Raw genomic sequence first — 24,009 nt, 5'->3', positions numbered from 1 at the left:
CTTAAAAGTATTTTCTTAATACATCAGGAATTCTTATACTTCCATCTTTTTCTTGATAGTTTTCCATAATAGCCACCAAGGTTCTTCCAACAGCCAGCGAAGAGCCATTAAGCGTATGCACTAATTCGTTTTTGCCTTTATCGTTTTTAAAGCGAATTTTTGCACGTCTTGCTTGAAAATCTTTACAATTAGATACAGAGCTAATTTCACGGTATTTATTTTGCGATGGAAGCCAAACTTCTAAATCCACTGTTTTTGCAGCTGAAAAACCTAAATCCCCAGTACAAAGCATCAAATACCTATGTGCTAGACCTAAAGAACTTAGTAAATCACTAGCACAATTTAGCATTTCTTCAAATATTAGCTCACTTTGATCAGGCTTGCATATACTAACAAGCTCTACTTTTTCGAATTGATGTTGTCTTATAATACCTCTTGTGTCTCTACCTGCACTTCCTGCTTCTTGCCTAAAACAAGCGCTATAGCAAGTCATTTTTAAAGGCAATTCTTCTTGAGTTAAAATTTCATTAGAATAAAGATTAGTTACGGGAATTTCAGAAGTTGAGATGAGGTATAAATCGTCATTTTCTACCTTATACATATCATCTTTAAATTTAGGAAGTTGTCCGGTACCATACATAGTTGCGCTATTTACTAAAAATGGTACATTAACTAATTCAAAACCTCTACTTCTATTAAAATCTATCATATAATTTACTAAAGCTCTGCTTAGTAAAGCCCCTTCATTTTTAAGCACACAAAAGCGACTTTGTGAGATTTTAACTCCTCTTGTAAAATCAAGCCAATTTAATTTTTCTCCTAAATCATGATGTTCTTTAATTTCAAAATCAAAACTAGGTGGAGTTAGAACTTTTTTTAATTCCACATTTTCATCCTCATCTTCTCCAAAAGGCACGCATTCATCAGGGGTGTTTGGTATTGCTAGAGCAATTTGTTCTAGTTTTTCTTCTAATTCATTAACGATTTTTGATTGAGTATTAATTTTTTCTTTATTTTGACTTAGTTGTGCTTTTAAACTTTCTTTATCTTGTGCTGTTGCAAGTTCTTTACTAAATTTATTTTGAAAAGCTTGAAATTCTTCTAAAAGCGCCTTTTCTTTTTTTAAATTTACAAATAAATCACTCAGTTCTTTGAGTAAATTTGCATCTACTTTTTTAGCTTTTAGTTTTTGTGCAATTTCATCAAAATTATTTTGCAAAAGTTTTAAATCTAACATTCTAACTCCTTTTATAGTCCTATTTTAACATAAATTTTTTCCATTGTTTCTTGGGCTTGTTTTTTTGCTTTGCTTGCTCCAAATTCTAAAATTTCCTCAATTTTAGAAGGATTGGCTAATAATTTTTCATATTCGTCCTTGGCTGAGGCAAAATACTCACTAATGATTTCATTTAAATACATTTTAAAATGCCCATATCCTTCACCACCTTTTTCATAGCGACCTTTCAAAGCTTCTTGCTCTGTTTTGTCTAAAAATAATTTTGCGATTTTAAATATATTGCAATTTTGCCAATCTTTTGGATCTTCTAAAGCTGTGCTATCTGTAACAATGGAAGAAATTTGTTTTTTAATAGCTTTTGGTGTATTAAAAATATCGATTGTATTTTGATAGGACTTACTCATTTTAGCTCCATCGGTGCCAGGTACTACCGCAACTTCTTCATTAACTTTAGCTTGAGGTAAGGTAAAAATTTCACCCCATTCATTATTTACTTTTAAGGCTATATCTCTTGCTATTTCAACGTGTTGAATTTGATCTTTACCTACAGGAACTATTTGAGCATTAAAAAGTAAAATATCTGCAGCCATTAAAACAGGGTAAGAAAAAAGTCCATGGTTGGCATTTAAACCTTTGGCAATTTTATCTTTATAACTATGCGCTCTTTCTAAAAGCCCCATTGGGGTAAATTGAGAAAGAATCCAATAAAGCTCCATTACTTCTTTTACATCACTTTGTAGCCAAAATACGCTTTTTTGCGGATCAATCCCTAAGCTCAAAAAAGCTGCCGCAGCTTTGAGTGAATTTTGTCTGAGTTTTTCTCCATCAAAATTTGAAGTCATAGCATGATAATTTGCTATAAACATATACATTTGATTTTCTTCTTGCATATTTAGCATTTGTTTGATTGAGCCAAAATAATTACCTATATGTAAATCTCCACTTGGTTGCAATCCTGTAATAACTCTCATTTTACCTCTTTTTTAATCTCTTTGATAAGTTCTTTAATACTTTTGTTTTCAATGTTGATTGTAATATCTGCTTTTTTTTCATATTTTTTTGCTCTTTGATCAAAAAGAATTTTGGCATTATTTATATTTGCAAGTAAAGGTCTAGTGGTTAATTCTTCCTTGTTTAATCTTTGCAAAAGATAATCAAAACTTGCCTTTAAATATATAATTGTCCCAATGTCTTTTAGTTTTTTTTGTTCTATGAAACCACCACCGCTTGCAATAGAGCAATTTTGTGCACAAGTTAAAAAAGAAACAAGTTTTTTTTCCTCTTTGCGGAATTTTCTCTCTCCATATGTTTTAAAAAATTCACTAATTTCAAGATTAAATTTATCTTTAATCAAACTGTCTGTATCTAAAAAGAATTTATCATATTTTTTTGCATAAGTTCTTGCTATGGTTGTTTTACCACAGCCCATAAAGCCTACAAAAAGGAGATTATCCTTCTTGTTCATCTTTGCTACCTTTTTTTCTTGAAGCTAAAATCAAAGGAACACCTTCAAAATTAAATTGTTTTCTAATTTGATTTTGCAAATAGCGCTTATAGCTAAAATGCAAAGCTTTAGGTCGATTCATGATTAGAGCTATTTTTGGAGGTGCTAAGTCATACTGCACAGCATAGTATATCTTAACTAGTTTTCCATAATCATGAGGCAATGGGTGAGCTCTTGTGGCTTCTTCTACTAAGGTATTTAATTTTGCGGTTGGAATTTTTTGCGTGAAATTGGCAAAAACTTCTAAGATTTTATCTAAAAGCACATGCACTCTTTTTCCGCTTAAAGCTGATACGCTTACAACGGGTGCATAAGCTAGAAATTTAAAACGATCTAGTTTTAATTCTTTTAAAGTTTTATCAAAATCAAACTCACTTTTATCCCATTTATTAAGCACGATAATCACACCTAAACAATGCTTAGCAGCAAGTCCCGCAATACGCTCATCAAGCTCATTAAAACCCTCAGCTGCATCAAGTACTAAAAGTGCAATTTGAGCATTAGCTAGGGCATATTCAGTTCTATTTAGCGCATAACGCTCTAAGCCTTGTATTTTACCGCGTTTTCTAATTCCCGCAGTATCTACAAACTCAATGATTTTATCTTTATGCATAATGCTTTCATTAACAGGATCAATCGTAGTGCCTGCTATATCGCTTACCACGCTACGTTCTTCTTTTACTAAAGCATTTAAAAGACTTGATTTTCCTACATTCACTCTACCAATAATCCCCACTTTAATGTGGTTTTCATTGATGGTTTTTAGTTTAAAATCTCCGCTATTTTCATCAAAATTTTCTAAATAACTTTCAAAATCTTCTTCTTCATCTGCATTTAAATAACTTTCATTTAAAAACTTACCAGCCCACATACAAAGCTCATCAATGCCTATATTATGTGTTACAGAGATGTTAAAAACTTCTTTCACGCCAAAATTTGAAAATTCCCAAGATCTTTCTTCATCTTTTTTATTATCGACTTTATTGATTACTAAAGCTATGGGTTTGTTAAGTTTTTTCATTTCATAAAAAAATGCTTTATCTTCATCATCAGGTAAAAATTTACCATCAACCATATAAAAGATAATATCGCTATTTTTAGCAGCTTTTAATGAATTTGTTTTGACATTTTTAAAAAGCTCATTGCTCTCATCAAGCCCACCACTATCTATCAATAAAGCTTTTTTGCCATCAATTTCTACTTCTATTTTGTTAGTATCTCTTGTAGTTCCGCTTATGTCGCTAGTTATGGCTATGCGTTTTTTTGCAAGTCTATTAAAAAGACTTGATTTACCAACATTTGGTTTTCCTATTAAAATAATACTTTGCATTAATACTCATTTTTAAATTTTTATTTGTGATTATATAAAAATTGCCTTAAAATTAAGCAAAAAAGACTAAAATAACTGGAATTTTTATATGGAATTTATATGTTAAGAATAGTTAAAAAGAATTTAGGTATATATTTTATGATTATTGCTTCCATAGAATTTGCACTTGTAGGTGCTTGTGCAAAAATTCTTAGTGAAGAATTATCATCGATTGAAATTATGTTTTTTAGGAATATTATAGGCACAGCTTTTATGCTTTATGCGCTTTCAAAATTAAATTTTCACAAAAGTGGTGGACATCTTGGACTGCTTATTTTTAGAGGTATTATAGGAACGATCGCTTTATATCTTTTCTTTTATAATGTTTCCAATATTTCTTTAGGTGGTGCTTTTGCTTTTCAAAAAACAGCACCTATTTTTATAGCTTTGATTGCTTTTTTGTTTTTTAAAGAAAGTTTAGGATTAAAAGCTTGTTTTGGAATTTTGATTGCTTTTGTAGGAGTGTTGTTAATTTGTCAGCCTTTTGCAGATAGTACTACGCATTCAGGCTTTGATTTAAAAAATAGTATTTTAGGAATTTTAAGCGGTTTTTGTGCAGCCTTGGCACTAACTAGTGTAAGAGAACTTAGAAAATCATACCCAGCGCCTTTTATAGCTTTATCTTTTGTTTTAATTGGCACTTTGATGCCTTTAATGTCTATGATTATAGGTTCTTTTTATGAAATAAAAGAGCTTGATTTTTTAATCGCTCCATTTGTGATGCCTAGTTTTAAAGCTTGGATTTTTATTGTTTTAATGGGAATTTTTGGAGCAATGTATCAAATTCATGTTACTAAAGCTTATGGAGTGGCAAAAAAAGCAGGAGTTGTTGCAGGAGTTAGTTATATAGATGTAGTTTTTACTTTGTTTTTGGGTATATTATTAGGAGATGAATTTCCTAGTTTTATGGTTTTTATAGGAATTTTTAGCATTATTTTAGGAGGAATTATTTTGGTTAGTAAACAAACAAAGGAAAAAAATGGAAAATAAAACAGATTTAATTTATGGTTTAGAAGATAAACCACCTTTTACTAAAGCATTTTTTGCTGCTTTAGTGCATTTAATGGCTATGTTTGTGGCTGTAATTACACCTGCTTTACTAATTTGCAAGGGTCTTGGAATAGATGATACTAACACAGCTAGAATTATTTGTATGTCGCTTTTTGCTTCAGGTGTTGCTTCACTTTTGCAGATTAAAACTTGGGGTCCTATAGGGAGTGGACTTTTATCTATTCAAGGGACTAGTTTTAACTTTGTTGCGCCTATTATACTAGGCGGGCTTGTTTTAAAAAATAATGGTTTATCGCAAGAAGCAATGCTTGGGGCTATTTTTGGTACTTTAATGCTTTGTTCTACCACTGAAATGATTATTTCTCAAATTTTACCTTTTATTAGAAGAGTGATTTCGCCTCTGGTTTCTGGTATAGTAGTGATGATTATAGGTCTTAGTTTGATTAATGTTGGTCTTGTGAGTGCAGGAGGTGGATTTGCGGCTAAGGCAAGTGGTGAGTTTGGATCTTTGCAAAATTTATTATTAGCAGGGGTTGTGATTTTAAATATTATTATATTAAATCGTTTTAACAATGCTTATATAAGAATTTCTTCTTTGTTTATAGCTATGATAATAGGGCTTTTAGTGGCTATGACTTTTGAAAATTTTAGCTTTAATTTTAATGAAAATTTACCTTTAATGTTTTTACCCGATCCTTTGCATTATGGTTTGAGTATTGATTATAATCTCATTTTACCTTTGATTTTGGTTTTTATGGTAACTTCTTTAGAAACTATTGGTGATATTAGTGCTACTAGCGAAGTTTCTAATCAGCCAGTTAAAGGTGAACTTTATGCAAAAAGACTAAAAGGTGGAGTTTTGGCAAATGGTTTTAATTCCTTTGTTTCAGCCTTTTTTAATACTTTTCCAAACTCATGTTTTGGTCAAAATAATGGCGTCATAGCTTTAACGGGTGTTGCAAGTCGCTATGTAGGGTTTATTGTAGCTTTTATGTTGATGATTTTGGGTTTATTTCCTATTGTGGCTGATATTACTTTGCAAATTCCAGAGCCTATTTTAGGTGGGGCAACTTTAGTAATGTTTGGTACCATAGCTGCAACGGGAGTTAGGATTATTTCTAAAGAAAATTTAAATCGTCGATCTATTATCATTATAGCTATGAGTTTGGGTATAGGACTTGGAGTTTCTAATAATCCTGATATTTTAGAATTTATGCCAATGTGGTTTAAAACTTTATTTTCTTCAGGGATTGCAGCAGGTGGGATTACAGCTATTATTTTAAATTTCGTTTTCCCTCTTGAAGAAAATAATAAAAATAAAGTAAAATAATAAAAAACAAGGAAAAATGATGAAAAAAATGATACTAATAGCAGGGCCTTGTGTGATAGAAAATGAAGAACTTGTTTTTAAGGTTGCACAAGAGCTTGAATGCTTTTTAAAAGATGATAGAATTGATTTTTATTTTAAATCAAGTTTTGATAAAGCAAATAGAACTAGTATTAATAGTTTTAGAGGACCAGGCATTGAAAAAGGCTTGGAAATTTTGCAAAAAGTTAAAGATAAATTTGGCATGCAAATTCTTACTGATATTCATGAGAGTTCTCAAGCAAGTATTGCAGCTGAAGTTGTAGATGTTTTACAAATTCCAGCTTTTTTGTGTAGACAAACCGACCTTTTAGTGGCAGCTGCCAAAACAAAAGCTAAGGTAAATGTAAAAAAAGGTCAATTTTTAAATCCTGAAGATATTAAATACAGCGTGGCTAAAATTTTACAAACTAGAGGTATCAACGAAGAAGGTTTTGAAATAGCCAAAGAAAATGGGATTTTCGTAGCTGAGAGAGGTTCTAGTTTTGGTTATGGGAATTTAGTGGTAGATATGAGAAGTTTGGTTATCATGAGAAAATATGCTCCGGTTGTTTTTGACGCTACCCATAGTGTGCAAATGCCAGGGGCAAATGGTGGAAGTAGTGGAGGCAAAAGTGAATTTGTAGAGCCTTTAGCAAGAGCTGCGGCTAGTGTAGGAGTGGATGGATTTTTCTTTGAAACACACATTGATCCTTGTAAGGCTTTGTGTGATGGACCAAATATGCTTGATCTTTCAAGACTTAAAAACTGCGTAAATACGCTTTTAAAAATTCAAGAAATCATTTAAAAAGGAAAAATATGAATATAATAGAGGGAAATTTAAGTTTAAAAGGTGATGAAAAAATTGCAATTATCAATGCAAGATTTAATCACATTATCACAGATCGTTTAGTTGAAGGTGCTAAAGATGCTTTTTTAAGACATGGGGGTAAAGAAGAAAACTTAAGTCTTATTTTAGTGCCAGGTGCTTTTGAAATTCCTTTTGCACTAAAACAAGCTTGTGAGAGTAAAAAATTTGATGGAATTTGTTGTGTTGGAGCGGTAATTCGTGGAAGTACGCCGCATTTTGATTATGTAGCGGCTGAAACTACTAAAGGTATAGCAAGTGTAGGGCTTGGAGCTAATATACCTATAAGTTTTGGAGTTTTAACAACTGATACTTTAGAGCAAGCTATAGAAAGAGCGGGTAGTAAAGCAGGTAATAAAGGTTTTGAAGCTATGCTTACTGTGGTTGAAATGCTTAATTTAATTCAAAAAATTAAGGTTTAAAATGGCTACTAGACACCAAGTAAGACAAAGTATAGTTTCTTTGCTTTATGCAGCACAGTTAAATCAAGAAAATAAAGATTTTATCAATGAATTTTTAGATGAGAAAAAAATTCGTAATGACCAAAGAAAATTCACTCTAGATTTATATAATGGCATTAATGAGCAACTTATTTTGCTTGATGAGAAAATTAATGAGTGTTTAAAAGAGCATAAGTTAGATGGAGTGGCTAGTATAGAAAAGGCTATTTTACGCTTGGGTGCTTATGAGATTTTATTTACTTCTACACAAAAAGCGATTATTATCAATGAAGCTATAGAGCTTGCAAAGGAAATGGCAGGGGATAATGCTCCTAAATTTATCAATGGGGTGTTAGATAAAATCAACAAGGAAGAACAATGAAGCTTTGTGTGGCTTTTGATGTAGCAAGTTATGATGAATGCATAAATTTAGCTAAAGAATTAAAAGGTTTAGATCTTTGGGTTAAAATAGGGCTTAGATCGTATTTAAGAGATGGGGTAAAGCTTTTAGAGGCGATTAAAAAAGTGGATGATTTTAAAATCTTTTTAGACTTAAAGCTTTATGATATACCAAATACTATGGCAGATGCTTGCGAAGAACTTGCTAAGCTTGATGTGGATATGTTTAATATCCATGCAAGTGCAGGTAAAAGTGCTATGTGTATGATTATGGAGCGTTTAAATGCTTTAAGTAAAAGACCTTTGGTGCTTTCTGTGTCTGCTTTAACTAGTTTTGACGAGCAAGAATTTTTTAGTATATATAAACAAGGTATTAAACAAGCTGTTAAAGATTTTTCTAAAATTAGCTATGAAAGTGGTCTTGATGGTATGGTTTGCTCAGTATATGAAAGTTTGTTGATAAAAGAAAACACTAATTCAAATTTTATCACATTAACCCCTGGAATTCGCCCCTTTAAAGAAAATTCAGATGATCAAAAAAGAGTAGCTGATATACAGTGTGCTAAGGATAATTTGTCAGATTTTATTGTGGTTGGAAGACCTATTTATAAAGCAAAAGAACCTAGAAAGGTTTGCGAGGATATATTAGAGCATTTAAAATAAGCCTTAAGGCTTATTTTAAATATACTTTCATTTTTTTATTTTCCAAAATAATTCCATCATCGTCGCTAATAATTTGAAAATCTCCATTGAAATTTCTTAAGAAATTATCTTCAAATTTCATAGACTCTTGATCGCAAAGCATTTTTGTTGATGCAAGATTATCTTCTATTTTTATACTATTTCCTTGATCTTTATAGCCACCAAAAAATCTATTACATCCTGCTATTCCAAAAAGTCTTTTGTCTTTATTATCAAAACTAATACTTGCTTTAGAATTTTGAGGAAGTTCATAGCTTTTTCCATTAGCTTCATAAGAGCTTATAGTAAATTCTTTATTTTGCAAATCATCTGTGCTTAAATTTGCCACAGAACACCCACTAAAAATAGCTAAACTTGTTATACTTAATGTAATTATTTTTTTCATTTTGATTCTCCTTATACATGAAAATGTTTTAATTCATCTTCTAAATTTTGACAAACTACATTTAACTCATGAGCAACATCAAGTAAAATTTTTGAAATTTCTTCATTTTTATCACTTAATTTTACTGTTTCTTGCATTTTATCAAGTAATGATTGTAAAGTTTCTTGTGTGCTTGAGATTTTTTGCATACAAGCATTTGCTAATTCTCTTGCATTTTCATTGCAAACCTTTACTTCATTAGTTCCTTCAACAAGATCTTTTGCATCTTGATTTAAAGAATTAATTTCTTTGGCGTTATGTTTTAGTTCTTTGGAAACTTCATTGATACTATCTACTAATTGCTTGGTGACAATAGCAATATTTTTTAAAAATTCTTCTGAGTTTTGAGCAAGATTTCTTACATCTTCAGCAATAACTGAAAATCCACGACCAAATTCCCCAGCACGTGCTGCTTCAATACCTGCATTTAATGATAAAAGATTAGTTTTATCGGCAATTTCTCCCATCATATCAGATGCTTTTTTAATCTCTTCTGCTTGTTTTTCCATAACTTCAACTTTTTGAGATAAAACATCTTCATTTTCTGCAACCACTCTTACTTTATCTACTATCTGATTTAGTGAATCAAGCATGGCATTTAAAACTTCAAAAGATTTTGTATTTGCTTTGTTTGTATTATTTGAAAGTTCGGCAAGATCTTGCAATTCTGTATGTATTTGCTCACTTAAGTGATAAGATTCATCGGTTTTTGTATGACCTTCTTTTGTTCTATTTGCTAAATCAAGTGCATTAGCATTTAAAAGTTTAGATTGCTTATCTACCATTTGAGAATTTTCATTAGTAGAAATCACTGCGTTTTGAATTTTTTCAATAAATTGATTAATATAAGTACAAGCTTTACCTATCTCATCAGTACTTTTTATGTTGATTCTTGCGCGTAAATCTCCATCGCCACTAGCTAGCTCTTTTGCGTGTTTTAAAAGATCTAAAACAGGATTTCCTACAACTATTTTTAAAATATAAAGCACAGCAAAAACAGTAAAAAGTAAAGCTATACTAAAAATAATAATATAAGTTCTAGCTGAGCTTGCCAAATCATCATCTATATGTTTTAAGTCATTATACATGTCCATAACTCCTAAAACATCACCTTCTTTAGCATTAGCATGACAAGCTAAGCAACCTTTGTTAGCAATTAATGGGCGTATAAGTCTTAGATAATGCCCTTGATCATTATTAATTTCAACTGCTTTAATTTCTGGCTTGTTAAATTGCTCATTGATAATACTTTCATTACTTTTTGTGTATTTTTGCATTTCAAAAAGCTCAACGGTGCTTTTGGAAGGATAAATTTTAATATCTTTTATACCTTCTATCTCACCTGCTTCTTTTATAGCTTGTTCTATAATGGCAGGATCACCCAAATTCATCGCCATTCTTAGTGTTTGAAAAACAGAAGTGCTTAAGGTATCTAAATTTGCACGGCTGATTCTATCAGTCGTTTGCTGAGAGTCTTTTTGTAAAATAATTTGCATAATAATAAAACTAATTAGCAATGTAGAAATCATTGCTAAAGATATCTTTGCACCTATGCTTTTAAACATTTAAGCTCCTTGTATTAATGTAAAAAGTGTCTTATGCCGCTAAAATATAATGCAATACCATATTCATTAGCAGCTTTAATGATATCCTCATCTCTTATACTTCCACCTGGTTCGATGATAGCTTTTACACCTATTTTGCTAGCCTCATCTATGCTATCTCTAAATGGAAAGAAAGCTTCGCTTGCTAAAACACAACCATTTAAATCAAGCCCCATTTCTTTAGCTTTATTAATAGCTGCTTTAGCTGCATCAATACGACTTGTCATACCCATACCAATAGCCACCATAGCACCATTTTTTACATAAACTACGTTATTTGATTTGGTAAATGCAGCAATTTTCATAGCTATTTCAAGATCTTTTAATTCTTGTTCGCTAGCTTTTCTTTCGCTTTTTAAAACCGCATTTTTTAATTCATCTTCTTTAACTTCATCACTATCTTGATATACAAAACCACCATCTATATGTTTAAAATCATATTTGTCATAAGCTCTAGTTAGAAATGGCGCTTTTTGTGTAAAGATTTTAATACGCTTTTTATCTTTAAATACTTCCAAAGCATCATCATCTACATTTGCTGCAATAATTACTTCTATATAAATTTCATTAATTTTTTGCGCTAGTTCTTTATCTAAGGCTCCATTGATAGCAACAACTCCTCCATAAGCACTCAAGGTATCGCATTTAAGTGCATGGATATAGCTTTGGAGTAAGTTTTCTTTTATGGCAAATCCACAAGCATTTGCATGTTTTACAATGGCTACTGCTGGGGCTTTATCAAAAGCGCTTGCTAAGTTTAAAGCTGCGTTGATATCGGTTAGATTGTTAAAACTTGCCTCGCCTTTTAAGGTTGTAAAATTGTGTGTGAAAAAGTCATCAAATTCATATAAAGCACCTTTTTGATGAGGGTTTTCTCCATATCTTGTATTAAATACTTTTTGACCAACAATAAATTTACTTGCACCAAAACCACCATTAAAGCGCTCGTTCATATAATTTGCTATATAAGCATCATAATTTGCTGTATGCTCATAAGCTTTGATCATCAATGCTCTTCTAAAATCAAGATCTAAAGTATTATCTTTTAAAGCTTGTATGATTTTATCATAATCTAAAATATCACAAACTACAATGACATTTTTGAAATTTTTTGCACCGCTACGTATCATAGCAGGACCACCGATATCGATATTTTCTACAATTTCATCAAAATCTTGGGTTAAAATTGTAGTTTTTTTGAAAGGATATAAATTCACACAAAGCAAGTCTATGCTTTCTATATTATGCTCTTTAGCTTGCTTTTGGTGATTTTCATCTTCTCTTTTGTATAAAATTCCACCATGAATTTTTGGGTGTAAGGTTTTTACACGTCCTTCAAACATTTCAGGACTTTGAGTAAAATCACTAACTTCTTGTACTTGCAGGTTGTTTTCTTTTAAAAGCTTATAAGTGCCTCCGGTAGATAAAAGCTCAAAACCTAATTTTACAAGCTCACTAGCAAATTCTACTACCCCTTCTTTATCACTGACACTAATTAGTGCTTTCATTTATTTTTCCTTTCTATGTATTGTTTTAAAAATTCATAAGATTCATTAACTTCTTGAAATTTTTTTACACCTTCTTTTATTTTTGCTTCATCGCTGTTGTTTGCGTTTAAAATATCAGGATGGTATTTTTTAGCAAGTTCTCTATAGCGTTTTTTAAGCTCTTGTAAATTTACATTTTCGCTTACACCTAAAATCTCACATGCTTTTTGCAAATTCATACCCACTTTTTGAGTTTGCATAGAATTTAGAAGTCTCTCAAGTATGTTTATGTCAAGATTAAAGGCTTTGACAATGGCTTTTAATACATCTTTTTTAATGCTGTTAAGTTCCCCATCAATCAAGGCCATTGCAACCAAAACATTTAATATATTAATTCTTTCTTGTTGAGGCAAAGGTACTTCTTTGATGAGTTCTTTGGCAACTTCATAGGTATCATTTAAGGTGTTTTTGTGTTCATTAAAACTTTGTTTTAAAAATTCTCTTTCTCTTGAATCTTTGGCATTGTAATCAAGAATTTGTGAGATCATGTTAGCTTCATTTTCACTAACTCTGCCATCACTTTTTGCTATTTTTGCTAAAAGTGCTATAACATAGTAGTTTAATCTTCTTTTAAATCCATCAATTCTTTCTTCGTGATAGCCTTGTTTAAAACCTTGAGAGAAACTTTTAGCTCCTTTTTTAAAAGAGCCTAAAAGATCATCTTTACCCCATGTTTTATAATACCAATAAAATGCCAAAATTGCCAATACAAGTAAAACAAAAAGCATTTTTATCCTAAATACTCATTAAATTTATCAAAATAAATTGTTTGTAGTTTTGCTAAAGATATCTTAATATCATCTAAAATGAAATCTTTTTCATTTAAATTTCCAAGTTTTGTAAATTTAGTTCCCATTTCATTTGCAAATTTGATAAATTTTTCTTCATTTTTAACACCAACTATAACTCTTGTTGGGCTTTCTTCAAAAATAAAACTCTTATCTTCAAAATCAGTCTTTACTTCAATACCTAAATTTGCCTTTGCGCTCATTTTAGCTAAAGTGATAGCAAGACCACCTATGCCTATGCTATTAGCACAATCAAGCAATTTTGCTTCGTTTGCTTTTAGTAAGAAATCCCATAGTTTTAATTCTGCGTTAAAATCTATATCTTCAAGCTCTCCTGCCACTTTTTGATCTAGCACTTTAGCAATCAAAGATCCACCAAAAGCACCTTTGCTTTCTCCAAGTAGATAAATAGCACTAGTGTCTTTACTAAAATATGATTTTAAAACATTTTCTGCTTTTTCATTTACTCCAACACAAGCTATGGTTGGACTTGGAAAAATACTCACTCCATCAGTTTCATTATATAAAGAAACATTGCCGCTTACTACAGGAGTATTGAGTTCTTTACAAGCTAGTTTAATACCTTCGCAACCTTGTGCAAATTGCCACATTACTTCAGGGTTTTGAGGGTTGCCATAATTTAAACAATCACTAATTGCCAAAGGTCTAGCTCCTGAGCATGCTATTTTTCTTCCTGCACTTGCAACAGCTGCTGCTGCGCCGATTTTTGGATTTACATAGTTTAATCTTGAGTTGCACTCAATTGCCATAGAAAGTAAGCAATTGTTTTCTTTGATTCTAATGCTATTTGCCCCTAAAGCTCCATCGCTTTTTAAAGTATTGGTTTGTACGCTTGAGTCAAATTGCTCATAAATATAAGCTTTATTGCTAACATTTTCATCTGCAAGGAGTTTTTCAAATGCTTCTTGAGTAGGAATGTTAAGCTTAAATTGATAGTTTTTTATCTCATCTAAGTATTTTGGTTTAGCCGCAGGTCTATCAAGCATAGGTGCTTTTTCGCTTAGTGGCTCAATAGGGATTAAACCAACTAATTCATCATGCCAAAATAGCTCCATTTTGCCAGTATCGGTAACTTCACCTATAATGGCAGCATCAAGCCCCCATTTGTTAAAAATTTCAATAACTTTTTCTTCATAGCCTTTTTTAGCACAAATTAGCATTCTTTCTTGAGATTCACTTAGCATTAACTCATAAGGGGTCATACCTTCTTCTCTCATAGGAGTTTTGTCAAGATAAAGTTTCATACCACTACCACTGCGTCCTGCCATTTCAAAAGAGCTTGAAGTAAGTCCTGCTGCACCCATATCTTGAATTCCAACTATATAATCAGTTTTGAAAAGTTCCAAACAAGCTTCCATTAACAATTTTTCAGCAAATGGATCGCCAATTTGCACAGTTGGTCTTAAGCTTTTACTAGATTCATTAAAACTATCACTTGCCATTACAGCTCCACCAAGTCCGTCACGACCGGTTTTTGAACCCACATAAATTACAGGATTGCCTATACCTTCAGCTTTTGCATAAAAAATATCTTCAATTTTACAAGTTCCAAGCGCAAAAGCGTTAACTAAGATATTTCCATTAAAACATTCATCAAAAGCACATTCTCCACCTATGGTAGGCACACCCATGCAATTACCATAGTGTGAAATTCCGCTTACTACACCTTTAACTAAATATTTTTGATGTTTGCCTATTTTTTTATCATGAATGTTGCCAAATTTTAAAGAATTCATACCCGCAACAACTCTTGCACCCATAGTAAAAACATCGCGTAAAATTCCACCTACACCAGTAGCTGCACCTGCGAATGGCTCTATAAAACTTGGGTGATTATGACTTTCTACTTTAAATACAGCTGCCATTCCTTTACCTATATCTATTACTCCAGCGTTTTCACCAGGACCTTGGATTACCCAAGGAGCTTTAGTTGGAAAGTCATTAAGGTATTTTTTACTTGATTTATATGAGCAATGCTCGCTCCACATAGCAGAAATTACTCCAAGCTCTAGCAAATTAGGCTCTCTACCTAGTATGTTTAAAATTTCTTGATATTCCTCATCGCTAATTTTGTGTTGTTTTATAATTTCTTTATCCATTTTCTCTCCTTTTTATTTACCTAAACAAAAATTACTAAACATAGCATCTAAAATTTCGTCTCTTTCAAAATCTTTTGTAAATTGGGCTATCTCTCCTATGGCTAAATTTAATTCAAAAGCAAAAAGCTCTAAAGAACTTTCTTTTAATAAATCTCTTGCACGCAAAATAGCTTCGCTAGCATTTTTACAAGCATTGAGTATTAAGGTATTACTAATTAGCATTCCATCACTATCTAAAGTATTTAGGTATTCATTTAAATTTTCCTTAATGACTTGGGTGTTTTTTTGAGCACAAATGCGTATACAAGAAGTGCTAATTTCATGTTTAAATTTGGTAGTTAGATCACTTTTGTTTAAAACATAAATGATTTTTTTATTACAATTTTTTAAAGCTTGTAAAATTCGCTCATCTTCTTCTTCAAATTCTTTAGATCCATCAAAAACAGCTATGATGATATCTGCTTCTTTAATGCTTTCATAGCTTAAATTAACTCCGATTTTTTCTATCTCATCATCTGCATTTCTTATACCTGCTGTGTCGATGATTTTAATTAAATGTGAGCCTATTTTTAAACTTTCCTCGATACGATCTCTTGTGGTACCTGCAATATTAGAAACAATAGCCCTATCAAAAGCCAAAAGTGAATTTAACAAGGAACTTTTTCCTGCATTTGGCTTACCGATAATAGCAACTTTAAAGCCCTCTATAAGTCCTTTTTTACTTAAAGAAATATCTACTATATCGCGTAAAAGTTTTGAATTTTTTTCACACATAGTAATGATTTGATCAAGTAAATCTTGTGGCAAATCTTCATCTGCATAATCGATACTAGTTTCTACAAAAGCAAGAGTTTGAACAAGATCTATTCTAATGGTATTTAAAAATTTACTTAAATCACCTTTAATATTTTTTGCTATGATATTTGCAGCACTTGCTGATTTTGACATGATGGCATCTTGTATACTTAAAGCTTTTAAAAGATCCATTTTTCCATTTAAACAAGCTCTTTTGCTAAATTCACCAGGGTTAGCAAGACGTGCTCCTGCTAAAATAAGCTCATCGAGTAAAATTTCACTTAAAGAAAAGCCTCCGTGGAGTTGAAATTCTACTATATCTTCTCCTGTAAAAGAATAGGGTGCTTTAAAATAGATCACTAAAGCTTCATCTAAAAAATCGTTGTTGTTTTTATAAAGTTTGCACAAATGCGCATAGCGGGGTGTTAGTTCTTTTTTGCGGGTAATTTTTAATGCAAGTTCTAAAGCTTTTTCTCCACTTACTCTAATAATACTTATAGAGCCCACTCCATGGGCTGTGGCAATAGCTACTATCGTGTCATTCATTCATTTTTCTTCAAAAAATCATTTACAACGATATATCTTTGATCGTCATTTTGTTTGATAGCTACATATTTATCAGGAAAACGTTCTCTTAATTTTTCTAAAGCAAGTTTTAGCCAAATTCCATCAAGTGGTTTTGTTTGAACTCTTCCTGTGCTTTCTACTTTTTCTATAAGAATTTTTAAATAATTTTCTATAGCTTGGGTTTGATTTTCTAAAAATTGAGCAATTTCTAGTCTTGGTTGAATTTTGTATTTAGCGCTAAGCCAATTATAAAGTAAATAAGAAAAAGCTTTATATCTATGAGCTTCTTTTCCTATAAGTAAAGCCGCATCTTCTCCATCAAGTTTTATTAATACGCAATTTTCATCCCAAATGCTAACTTGTACAACTTTGATGTCAAAATCAAAAGTTGCCAGTAACTTTTCTAGTGAAATTTTTATCTCATCGATATAAGAAGTGATATTTTTTTCTTCTGAGGATTCTTTATGAAATGAATCAAAAATAGCATCATTTTTTACCTTATAATGCTCTTTAGGTTGGGCAATATCTTCAATTGGTTTTTGAAAATTTTCTTTGTATTCTTTCTTTGATTCGTTTTTATCAAAGTTTTTTTGCATATGCTTGTTAAATTTCTCATTATGAAATTTTTTAGTTTTTTCTTGATGAGGTTTTTGAGTTTTTTTATGCCCTTTAATACAAATAATAGCGTTTTTTCTAAACAAACCAAAAAATCCTGTTTTAGCATGTTGAATAACTTCATATTCTAGATCAATCACAGAGCACTCAAATTGCTTTGAGGCTTCTATGAGTGCGGTTTGTAAGTCTTTAGCTTCTATGTTCATGTTTAGCTATTTCCTCTTTTTTGTGGTTTTTGAAAAGTTTATTTACAATCACTTGCTGAATAAGTGAACATATGTTATTTACACACCAATATAAAGTTAAACCTGCTGGGAAGGTTAAGAAGAAGAAAGTGAAAATTAATGGTAAAAATTTCATAATCTTTTCTTGCATAGGATCTTGTATAGCCATTGGTGTGATAAGTTGCTGGATAAACATAGTTAGACCCATAAATATAGGTAAAATAAACCATGGATCCATCACAGATAAATCTGTAATCCAAAAAGCCCAAGGTGCAGCTTTTAGCTCTATAGCATTTAGTAAAACTCTATAAATTGCAAAGAAAATTGGAATTTGAATAAGTATAGGTAAGCATCCACTCATAGGATTTGCACCATGTTTTTTATAAAGTTCCATCATGTGCAAATTCATCTTTTGTGGATCACCTTTATAGCGCTCTCTGATTTCTTTCATTTTAGGTGCTAAATCTTTGAGCTTATTCATAGAAATCATTGATTTATAAGTAAGCGGGAAAAGAATAATACGCACGATTAAAGTCATCACTACAATAGCCCAACCCCAGTTACCCATGTAGCCATGTAAGAAATTTAAAAATTCAAACATAGGTTTAGCTATAAAAGTAAACCAGCCATATTCCACAACATCATCCAAATCCGCATGAATGCTTCTTAAAATTTCATGCTCTTTTGAGCCAACATAACCACTTGCTTTAAAAGTATTTGTTGCACTTGCAAAAACGATAGAGTTTTCATGATTATCTTTAGTAACTACAGCATTAAGTGGTTTTTCAAAATTGTAAAAGAAAGCACTATAATAGCGATCCGAAGCTGCCATAAGGGTTACATTAGAAAAACTTTCGTCATTTTCTACATCACCATCTTCTAACATTGTGATTTTATCATCTTTATCTAAGATTAAAACCCCATGTACTGTGTAACTATCAACTGCTATATTTGGACGATAACCTGGCGTGATAAAATAAGCTGCATCCTTGCTTAGATTAACCTCTAAATCATAGTTTCCATATTTATGGAAAGTGATTTTTTTAGTTACTACTAAATCATTTAGATTTTGAGTAAGGATTAAGGTTGTGTTTTCATCACTTACATTGATAGTCTTTTGACTTGTGGTGTATGAAGTATTAAAAGCTTCTTGATTAATTTTTGCATCGCTAAATCTTACTTCTAGTGGTAAAGGCGATAAGGAAGTATCTACTAGATTAATACTTTTACCATTTTCGTCTTTATATTTTTCATCACTTAGATAAAATTTGGCTATTCTACCTAAAGAGTCAATATGTGCTTCAAAATGCTCACTTTTAACAACTGCTATTTCTTCTTTTTGATTAACACTAAGTTCTGTTTTTGGAGCTTGAGTGTTTGTGTTTGTAACGCTTTGTGGGGCTGAATTGTTTTGTTCTATTTGGGTGATATTTTGCTCAGTTTGTGGAGCTTTGGGGATAAAAAAATAATCATAAACTACAAAAAATAAAAATGATAATACAACAGCAATTAATATGCGTTTTTGTTGAGATAAATTTTCTGACACGGATTGTCCTTTGGAAATATAATCTTAATTAAAAAAAATTGATTATCGTTGCAAGGGATATAAAGATAGTTGAGTTGTTTTAAAGCATTAAAACTAGGTTTAAAACATATACCTGAGTTTAGATTATTCTTGCGTATTTTAGGATAATCAATACCACCTTTAAAAAACGGATTGCATTTTAAAATTCTTAAAAAAACTGCACCAAATGCCTTAAAAATATTATTTTTTTTAAATTGCCACAAGGCATATTCAGAGCAACTTGGGTAATACCTACAGCATTGTGGTTTAAAAGGACTGATAAAGAGTTGATAAAATCTGATAAGTTTTAGACAAGCTATTTTATACATCCTATTTTTTTCAAACCCCATTTCAAGTTTTTTTCTAATTTTAAAAAAGGAATTTCAGTGATACTTGTTTTGGCTACAAGTATGTATTTTCCGTTTTCAACTTGATTTTTAACCTGAAAAAAAGCTGATCTTAAGAGCCTTTTGGCTCTATTTCTTACGACAGCTTTTCCAACTTTTTTGCTAGCAACAACAGCGAATTTTTTTTCATCACTTAAAGAGTAAAAGATGATCATGCCTTCGCAATGCCATTTTTTACCTTCTTTGTATATTGTTGCGAACTCTCCTAAGTCGTTAATACTTAGAAAATCTTTTATACCGCTAATCTTTTTCTACCTTTAGCACGTCTAGCATTGATCACTTTGCGACCATTTTTACTTTTCATACGTACGCGAAAACCATGAGTTCTTTTTTTAGGGGTTTTATGTGGTTGGTATGTTCTTTTCATATTTTTTCCTTAACTTAAAATAAAAAACAAAATAATAAGCGAGTATGTTAGCAAAATCTTACTTAAATCTGCTTTTAATTAAGAGTTATTTTAAAACTTTTTGCTAAATTTTGATTTTATTTTTATAGACTGAAGGAAAAATAATGGCTTTTGAAATTTGTGAGAGCAAAAAAGAAGATTTAGAAAAAATTTTAGAATTACTCAAAGAGTTTGCTATTCATGAAAATATGCTTGATGATGTAAAATGTACAACTAAAGAACTTGAAGAATCATTTTTTAAACATGAATACGCTAAGGCCTTGAGCTTAAAGGTTGATGGTGAGATAATAGGTTATGTGATGTATTATTTTACTTTTTCATCTTTTTGGGGTTTAGGTGGGTTGTACTTAGAAGATATTTACATACAACCAAAGCATAGAAAAAAAGGCTATGCTAGAGCTGTTTTTAAATATTTAGCGCAAATTTGTAAAGAAAAAAATCTCAAACGCTTAGAGTGGGTTTGTTTAAATGATAATGATTTAGGCATTGAATTTTACACCAAGTTAAATGCAAGACATATGAATGAGTGGAGAACTTATCGTTTAGAGGGTAAAAATTTAGAAGCATTGATGTGATGAATAAACGCAGTTTGTATTATCTAAAAGCTTTTGGTTATGAATACTTTAATGAGCAAAAGCAAATTAGGCATTTTAACTTAAGCTTTAAAGAATTAAACGAAAGAGTGAAAACTTGCAATCTTTGTCATTTTTCTAAATTAAGAAAGCATAGTTTAATGGAAAAAGAAGCCAAAAATGCTAAAATTTTGATTTATCAAGCCTTTATCGATAAAGAAGAAAATGAAAGTGGAAAGTTTTTTGCTTCTAAAAATAAGCAAGAGTTTTTAATGCTTTGTAAAGAGCTTTTAAATTTAAAAGAAGATGAAATATATTTTTCTTATATGTTTAAATGTTTTAGTAATTTTAAAATAGATGATCAAGCATTAAAATTATGCTTACCATATTTTTATAATGAGCTTGATTTTGTAAAAGCAAAGATTATTTTATGTTTTGGTCAAGAAGCTTTTGCGAGTTTGGGTTTTGAGAATTTTCAAAAATACAAAGGGCAATGTATGCGTTTTAATAATGCTTTGCTTTTGCCAAGTTATGATTTGAATTTTGTGAGTAAAAATCCTAGTTTTTATACTGAATTTATAGAAGATATTAAAAAAATAAAAGGTTATTTATGAGAAAAAGTTTAGTTTGTTTGTTGATGAGTTTTGTTTTAACTTTAAGTGTTTTTGCAAAAGAGCAAAAACCATCACCCATAGAACCTAGTGAGTCTTTTTATCCTAATTTAGAATTTCAAAATTGTGATAATGATTGTTTATTTACCTTGCTGGAAACTGGACTTTATTTTAATTTCTTATCAAGATTTAACAATGATAACGCAAATGAACTTTTGGTTAATATCTATACTAAACTTTTAAACTCCATCATAGATTTTGAAAAAAGAATTCAAAAAAATGCTAGTGTAAAATTAGCTATTATTATACCTGAGCAAACGATTAAAAGTTATTCAAATACTATTATAAATTCAAGTATAGCGTATTTGCTAAGACAAAGAGCGCAGATAAAAGTAAAGGTATTTTTAATAGGCACAGAAGATGAAAGTAAGATAGCTAAAGCACTTAAACAGGCTCAAGATGAAAAATTTAACTATATCATAGCAGGTTTTACAGATAAAGGTGTGAAAAATTTATTAAAAGAAAGCCTTGATTCTAATGTAAAAGTTTTCATACCAACTGCACACAAAAGAAATTTTGATACGCAAAATGAAAATGTGTATTTTGGAAGTATAGATTATCAAAAACAAATTCGAAGACTTTTAGAGTATTCAAATGGTAAAAATATTATTTTTTCAGATGGAACACCTTTGGCAAATCGCTTAGATGAGAATGTTTTAAACGCAGGTAATGGTAGCGAGAAAATTTACACTATTAATAGTTCTAAATTTGATTTTAGAAGCATTTTAAATCAAAATAGAAGCTTTCAAGATTCTAGTATTATTTTAAATACTTCTTTGATAAAAACAGCGCTTATAAGCTCGCAAATAAGAACTTATGATATAGAACCTTTTGTGTTATTATCAACTCAGATTAATTATAATCCTATTTTGCTAAGTTTAACACAAATTAATGATAGAAAAAAACTTTTGCTAGCAAATTCCATTTCTAATGAGGATCAAACTCTAAGCTATCTTAATGAGCTTTTTTCGCAAAATATTAACTATAACTGGATAGCGTATGCAACTAGCGTGGGTCTTGATTATTTTTATACGCAGTTTTTAGATAAAGACTCTCAAAGAATTTTCGATGAGAGTTTAAATAATAATCAATTTGACTATAAGGTTAAGATCATACGCTCGCAAGGCTTAGGTTTTACTCCTTTGCAAGATCAGTAAAAACTTTAGCTATAGCTTCATCTATAGGGGCTACTTTTTCATTTTTTAAAAAAGCTAAGATAAATTCGGCTTCAAAAAGCTTGGTATTTTCTTTATAAATTTCTTGTTTTATATAAACTGAAGCTTTTTTAAGCTTTGTGATAAATGTTTTTACTTCTATAAGATCTCCAAGTTTAGCGGGTTTTAAAAAGCTACAATTTGCTTTAGTAAGTAGGAAATGTCCTGTGTTTTTATCAAAAATTTTTGCGTTTTTTTGAAAAAAAATCTCACTTCTTGCTCTTTCGCAAAATTTTAAGTAGTTGCTATGGTATACCACTCCACCCGCATCGGTATCTTCATAATAAATTCGTATTTGCATTTAAAATCCTTTAATTTGGTATGATAGTGTTTTTTCTTGCTGTTTTTTGAAGGGAAAAGATGATTAAACCTACTATTAGTGTATAGAGTGTGATTAAAAGATTTTCAAAAGCATTGTAGCTATTATCTCCGATGAGATTTGCTATACCAAAGATTAGTTTTGGTTTATAGCAAATCACCCAAAAAATAATTATAGCGTTAATGCTAACAAATGCTTTCATTGTATCTATACACCTAAATAAAGCTAAAGCAGATAAAATAAAACTTCCTAAAGCACTAAAGTATAATCCGTAAAAGTTGAATGCATTTAAAATACATAAGCCGTGTTTGTATAGTTTTATCATAAAAAGCATATACACAAACATTCCTATGGTTATGATTAGCCATTTTGCATTTAAAACTAAATCTGTATGATGATCGCAAAGCTTGCGATAAAAGAAAAGTTGGTATTGCTCGATAGTATCTTTTAAATTTTTATTTTCTTTGTGTGTTAGTTCTAATTCTCTAGCATAAAGCTCTTGTGCTCTAAGCTCTGAAGCATCGATTAGATTGTGATGAGCTATGCGGTTGCTTTTTAATTTTCTAAATAAATCTCTTAAATTTAAAAATTCATCATAATTATTTTTTTCTATTTCTTCTTCTAATTCTTCATGGTTGTATTGTATGCAATCATGCTCTATGTTAAACTGATTAGAAAAAGTACAATTTATGAATTTTGGTTTGTTATCTAAAGTGGCATTGTCAAAAACTACGATATTGTTAAATATTACATTTTTAAAATTTAAATCTTTTGTATATATGTTTTCAAAATTGATAATGCCTTTAAAAGTAATATCTTGAAAATGGTATATTTGCTTTGTTATATTATTAGTGCTAGTTTTATCTCTTTCTTTATTGGAAATAAATTTAACATTATTAAATTCCACTCCACTAAATTTGATTGTATTATTAAAAAAAGAAGTGTTTATAAACCTAGCTTCACTGTCAAAGCGTACCATGTTAAAATCAACCCTAGCTTTAAATTTTGCTCTAGTGAAAGAAGTTTTACCTTTAAAAACTGCTTCTCTAAAATTATTTTCTATGTTTTCTTGATTTGTATACTCAGCTAAGAATTTTGTTTCTATAAACCTAGTTTCACCTTCAAAACGTGCTATGCTAAAATTAACCCTAGTTTTAAATTCTGTGTTATCAAAATAGGCATTATTTTTAAAAACTGCTTCTCTAAAATTATTTTCTATGTTTTCTTGATTTGTATACTCAGCTAAGAATTTTGTGTTTATAAATCTAGCTTCACCTTCAAAACGCGCTACATTAAA

The 24,009-nt window shown here is 30.5% G+C and carries 26 protein-coding genes; 9 read left to right on the top strand and 17 right to left on the bottom strand.

Annotation, left to right across the window (positions count from 1 at the left end; translation table 11 throughout):
* Position 1: 1 nt before the first annotated feature.
* From serS to der, 4 genes are read right to left on the bottom strand one after another with little or no spacing between them, the layout of a single operon-like run.
* A complete protein-coding gene (gene serS / locus ACOTVC_RS07105) occupies positions 2–1,237 on the bottom strand; it encodes a serine--tRNA ligase (RefSeq protein ID WP_214115981.1) in 1,236 nt (411 codons plus the stop codon).
* 11 nt (positions 1,238–1,248) lie between these two features.
* Complete coding sequence (gene trpS, locus ACOTVC_RS07100) at positions 1,249–2,208, bottom strand: tryptophan--tRNA ligase (protein WP_214115979.1); 960 nt, start codon at positions 2,206–2,208, stop codon at positions 1,249–1,251.
* Positions 2,205–2,702 carry a shikimate kinase gene (locus ACOTVC_RS07095; protein WP_214115977.1) on the bottom strand — a complete coding sequence of 166 codons (498 nt, stop codon included), beginning with the start codon at positions 2,700–2,702 and terminating at the stop codon, positions 2,205–2,207. Before ACOTVC_RS07095 ends, trpS begins: the two co-directional genes overlap by 4 nt.
* Entirely contained in the window at positions 2,686–4,071 is a 1,386-nt protein-coding gene (der, locus tag ACOTVC_RS07090; RefSeq protein ID WP_214115975.1) for a ribosome biogenesis GTPase Der, read from the bottom strand. The genes ACOTVC_RS07095 and der overlap by 17 nt, the downstream gene beginning before the upstream one ends.
* A gap of 99 nt (positions 4,072–4,170) precedes the next feature.
* On the opposite strand from der, the gene ACOTVC_RS07085 reads away from it, so the two are divergent.
* The 6 genes from ACOTVC_RS07085 to pyrF are packed head-to-tail and all read left to right on the top strand — an operon-like array spanning position 4,171 to position 8,836.
* On the top strand, positions 4,171–5,100 hold the full coding sequence (locus ACOTVC_RS07085) for a DMT family transporter (protein WP_214115974.1): 930 nt from the start codon (positions 4,171–4,173) through the stop codon (positions 5,098–5,100).
* The gene (locus ACOTVC_RS07080) at positions 5,090–6,451 is read left to right on the top strand and encodes a uracil-xanthine permease family protein (RefSeq protein WP_214115972.1); all 1,362 of its coding nucleotides are present in this window, start codon (positions 5,090–5,092) and stop codon (positions 6,449–6,451) included. Before ACOTVC_RS07085 ends, ACOTVC_RS07080 begins: the two co-directional genes overlap by 11 nt.
* Before the next feature lie 19 nt (positions 6,452–6,470).
* Positions 6,471–7,274 carry a 3-deoxy-8-phosphooctulonate synthase gene (kdsA, locus tag ACOTVC_RS07075; protein WP_214115970.1) on the top strand — a complete coding sequence of 268 codons (804 nt, stop codon included), beginning with the start codon at positions 6,471–6,473 and terminating at the stop codon, positions 7,272–7,274.
* 11 nt (positions 7,275–7,285) lie between these two features.
* Entirely contained in the window at positions 7,286–7,756 is a 471-nt protein-coding gene (gene ribE, locus ACOTVC_RS07070; protein ID WP_421628124.1) for a 6,7-dimethyl-8-ribityllumazine synthase, read from the top strand.
* Between the two features lies 1 nt (position 7,757).
* On the top strand, positions 7,758–8,156 hold the full coding sequence (gene nusB / locus ACOTVC_RS07065) for a transcription antitermination factor NusB (protein WP_039617877.1): 399 nt from the start codon (positions 7,758–7,760) through the stop codon (positions 8,154–8,156).
* On the top strand, positions 8,153–8,836 hold the full coding sequence (gene pyrF, locus ACOTVC_RS07060; RefSeq protein WP_214097623.1) for an orotidine-5'-phosphate decarboxylase: 684 nt from the start codon (positions 8,153–8,155) through the stop codon (positions 8,834–8,836). Before nusB ends, pyrF begins: the two co-directional genes overlap by 4 nt.
* Positions 8,837–8,846: 10 nt before the next feature.
* Here pyrF and ACOTVC_RS07055 read toward each other — a convergent pair whose 3' ends face one another.
* The 11 genes from ACOTVC_RS07055 to rpmH are packed head-to-tail and all read right to left on the bottom strand — an operon-like array spanning position 8,847 to position 19,897.
* Positions 8,847–9,260, bottom strand: a complete 414-nt coding sequence (locus tag ACOTVC_RS07055; RefSeq protein WP_039641112.1) for an META domain-containing protein — start codon at positions 9,258–9,260, stop codon at positions 8,847–8,849.
* A gap of 11 nt (positions 9,261–9,271) precedes the next feature.
* Positions 9,272–10,864, bottom strand: coding sequence for a methyl-accepting chemotaxis protein (locus tag ACOTVC_RS07050; RefSeq protein ID WP_421628121.1), 1,593 nt, complete (start codon positions 10,862–10,864; stop codon positions 9,272–9,274).
* A 14-nt stretch (positions 10,865–10,878) separates the two neighbouring features.
* Positions 10,879–12,411 carry a bifunctional phosphoribosylaminoimidazolecarboxamide formyltransferase/IMP cyclohydrolase gene (gene purH, locus ACOTVC_RS07045; protein ID WP_214115965.1) on the bottom strand — a complete coding sequence of 511 codons (1,533 nt, stop codon included), beginning with the start codon at positions 12,409–12,411 and terminating at the stop codon, positions 10,879–10,881.
* Positions 12,408–13,178, bottom strand: a complete 771-nt coding sequence (locus tag ACOTVC_RS07040; protein ID WP_087684925.1) for a DnaJ domain-containing protein — start codon at positions 13,176–13,178, stop codon at positions 12,408–12,410. The genes purH and ACOTVC_RS07040 overlap by 4 nt, the downstream gene beginning before the upstream one ends.
* A gap of 2 nt (positions 13,179–13,180) precedes the next feature.
* On the bottom strand, positions 13,181–15,358 hold the full coding sequence (gene purL, locus ACOTVC_RS07035) for a phosphoribosylformylglycinamidine synthase subunit PurL (protein ID WP_421628118.1): 2,178 nt from the start codon (positions 15,356–15,358) through the stop codon (positions 13,181–13,183).
* Positions 15,359–15,370: 12 nt separating this feature from the next.
* The gene (gene mnmE / locus ACOTVC_RS07030; RefSeq protein WP_421628117.1) at positions 15,371–16,699 is read right to left on the bottom strand and encodes a tRNA uridine-5-carboxymethylaminomethyl(34) synthesis GTPase MnmE; all 1,329 of its coding nucleotides are present in this window, start codon (positions 16,697–16,699) and stop codon (positions 15,371–15,373) included.
* A complete protein-coding gene (locus tag ACOTVC_RS07025; RefSeq protein WP_421628116.1) occupies positions 16,696–17,541 on the bottom strand; it encodes a Jag N-terminal domain-containing protein in 846 nt (281 codons plus the stop codon). The genes mnmE and ACOTVC_RS07025 overlap by 4 nt, the downstream gene beginning before the upstream one ends.
* Positions 17,525–19,105 (bottom strand): membrane protein insertase YidC, encoded by a 1,581-nt coding sequence (gene yidC, locus ACOTVC_RS07020; protein ID WP_421628115.1) that lies wholly within the window; start codon positions 19,103–19,105, stop codon positions 17,525–17,527. Before yidC ends, ACOTVC_RS07025 begins: the two co-directional genes overlap by 17 nt.
* Positions 19,069–19,452, bottom strand: a complete 384-nt coding sequence (gene yidD, locus ACOTVC_RS07015; RefSeq protein WP_039617892.1) for a membrane protein insertion efficiency factor YidD — start codon at positions 19,450–19,452, stop codon at positions 19,069–19,071. The genes yidC and yidD overlap by 37 nt, the downstream gene beginning before the upstream one ends.
* Positions 19,440–19,766 carry a ribonuclease P protein component gene (gene rnpA, locus ACOTVC_RS07010; protein ID WP_039617894.1) on the bottom strand — a complete coding sequence of 109 codons (327 nt, stop codon included), beginning with the start codon at positions 19,764–19,766 and terminating at the stop codon, positions 19,440–19,442. Before rnpA ends, yidD begins: the two co-directional genes overlap by 13 nt.
* Complete coding sequence (rpmH, locus tag ACOTVC_RS07005; protein WP_012661270.1) at positions 19,763–19,897, bottom strand: 50S ribosomal protein L34; 135 nt, start codon at positions 19,895–19,897, stop codon at positions 19,763–19,765. The genes rnpA and rpmH overlap by 4 nt, the downstream gene beginning before the upstream one ends.
* Before the next feature lie 140 nt (positions 19,898–20,037).
* Between rpmH and ACOTVC_RS07000 the strand changes: the two genes are divergently transcribed.
* From ACOTVC_RS07000 to ACOTVC_RS06990, 3 genes are read left to right on the top strand one after another with little or no spacing between them, the layout of a single operon-like run.
* Positions 20,038–20,511 carry a GNAT family N-acetyltransferase gene (locus ACOTVC_RS07000; protein WP_421628137.1) on the top strand — a complete coding sequence of 158 codons (474 nt, stop codon included), beginning with the start codon at positions 20,038–20,040 and terminating at the stop codon, positions 20,509–20,511.
* Positions 20,511–21,122, top strand: a complete 612-nt coding sequence (locus ACOTVC_RS06995; RefSeq protein ID WP_421628114.1) for a uracil-DNA glycosylase family protein — start codon at positions 20,511–20,513, stop codon at positions 21,120–21,122. Before ACOTVC_RS07000 ends, ACOTVC_RS06995 begins: the two co-directional genes overlap by 1 nt.
* Positions 21,119–22,336 carry a hypothetical protein gene (locus ACOTVC_RS06990; protein WP_421628112.1) on the top strand — a complete coding sequence of 406 codons (1,218 nt, stop codon included), beginning with the start codon at positions 21,119–21,121 and terminating at the stop codon, positions 22,334–22,336. Before ACOTVC_RS06995 ends, ACOTVC_RS06990 begins: the two co-directional genes overlap by 4 nt.
* On the opposite strand, the gene ACOTVC_RS06985 is transcribed toward ACOTVC_RS06990, so the two are convergent.
* On the bottom strand, positions 22,314–22,694 hold the full coding sequence (locus ACOTVC_RS06985) for a YbgC/FadM family acyl-CoA thioesterase (RefSeq protein ID WP_421628111.1): 381 nt from the start codon (positions 22,692–22,694) through the stop codon (positions 22,314–22,316). The two genes, ACOTVC_RS06990 and ACOTVC_RS06985, sit on opposite strands and share 23 nt — an antisense overlap.
* Positions 22,695–22,704: 10 nt before the next feature.
* Positions 22,705–24,009, bottom strand: a 1,305-nt coding sequence (locus ACOTVC_RS06980) for a pentapeptide repeat-containing protein (RefSeq protein WP_421628109.1), incomplete at its 5' end; no start/stop codon positions are given.

It is taken from the genome of Campylobacter sp. GB48, from assembly GCF_049221845.1.
Classification (GTDB): domain Bacteria; phylum Campylobacterota; class Campylobacteria; order Campylobacterales; family Campylobacteraceae; genus Campylobacter_D; species Campylobacter_D lari_C.
This window is presented reverse-complemented; position numbering and strand designations above follow the sequence as displayed.